Origin of the sequence: Pseudomonas sp. NPDC086112, assembly GCF_044746425.1 — a bacterium.
Taxonomy (GTDB): Bacteria; Pseudomonadota; Gammaproteobacteria; order Pseudomonadales; family Pseudomonadaceae; genus Aquipseudomonas.
In genome coordinates this window covers 1-1,317 of sequence record NZ_JBIVCD010000105.1, presented here as the reverse complement: position 1 = coordinate 1,317, position 1,317 = coordinate 1, and the positions used below count along the sequence as shown (strand labels likewise).

The window sequence follows — 1,317 nt, the reverse complement described above, 5'->3', positions numbered from 1 at the left end:
CTCCGGGAAGTCCATGCGAACCAGGATGATTGGCTTGTCAGCGTTGCACAAAGTTTCCAGTGGTGACGTCCTTCATGCCGATCAAGGCCGCGATGTCACCAGCGCGTACTTCCTTGATTTCTTCACGGGCGTTTGCGTGCATTTGCACCATACGACCCACACGCTCTTTCTTGCCTTTAACCGAGTTGATCACGCCGTCGCCGGAGGCCAACACGCCCGAGTAAACTCGAACAAAGGTCAAGGTACCCACGAATGGGTCGGTAGCGATCTTGAACGCCAGAGCCGAGAACGGCTCGCTGTCGTCTGCGTGACGCTCCATTTCCTTGGTCTCGTCATCCGGGTCAGTACCCTTGATGGCAGGAATGTCGGTAGGAGCAGGCAGGTAGTCGATCACGGCGTCGAGAACCAGGGGAACACCCTTGTTCTTGAAGGAAGAACCGCAAACAGCCAGAACGATCTCACCAGCGATAGTACGCTGACGCAGAGCGGCCTTGATTTCCGCGTTGGTGAGTTCTTCACCTTCGAGGTACTTGTTCATCAGCTCTTCGCTGGCTTCGGCCGCAGCCTCAACCATGTTGCCGCGCCACTCATCAGCCAGTTCCTGCAGCTCAGCAGGGATAGGCTTGCGAACTGGAACCATGCCTTTGTCAGCGTCATTCCAGTAAACAGCTTCCATGGACATCAGATCGATCTGACCCTGGAAGTTGTCTTCGGAACCGATGGCCAACTGGATTGGCACCGGAGTGTGACCCAGACGCTGCTTGATCTGACCGATCACGCGCAGGAAGTTCGCACCAGCACGGTCCATCTTGTTTACGTAAACAAGACGTGGAACGCCGTATTTGTTGGCTTGACGCCATACGGTTTCCGACTGAGGCTCAACACCCGAGGTGCCGCAGAACACAACGACCGCGCCATCGAGAACACGCAGGGAACGCTCAACTTCAATAGTGAAGTCAACGTGGCCCGGGGTGTCGATGACGTTGAAGCGGTATTGGTCCTTGTGCTGCTTCTCGGAACCCTGCCAGAAGGCGGTGATGGCAGCAGAAGTAATGGTAATACCACGCTCCTGCTCCTGCACCATCCAGTCTGTGGTCGCGGCGCCGTCATGCACCTCGCCCATTTTGTGACTTTTGCCAGTGTAAAAAAGGACGCGCTCGGTGGTGGTGGTTTTACCAGCATCCACGTGAGCAACGATACCAATGTTACGGTAGCGGTTAATCGGTGTAGTACGAGCCATAAAGCCCTCGCAAAATTAGTGACGCTAAAATTAGAAGCGGTAGTGCGAGAAAGCCTTGTTGGCTCCATCCATACGGT

1 pseudogene is annotated in these 1,317 nt (G+C 55.1%); it reads right to left on the bottom strand.

Annotated features, from left to right (window positions below):
• Nucleotides 1-1,240: pseudogene (gene fusA / locus ACIPLA_RS28260) on the bottom strand (elongation factor G); the annotation flags it as partial.
• Nucleotides 1,241-1,317 lie beyond the last annotated feature (77 nt).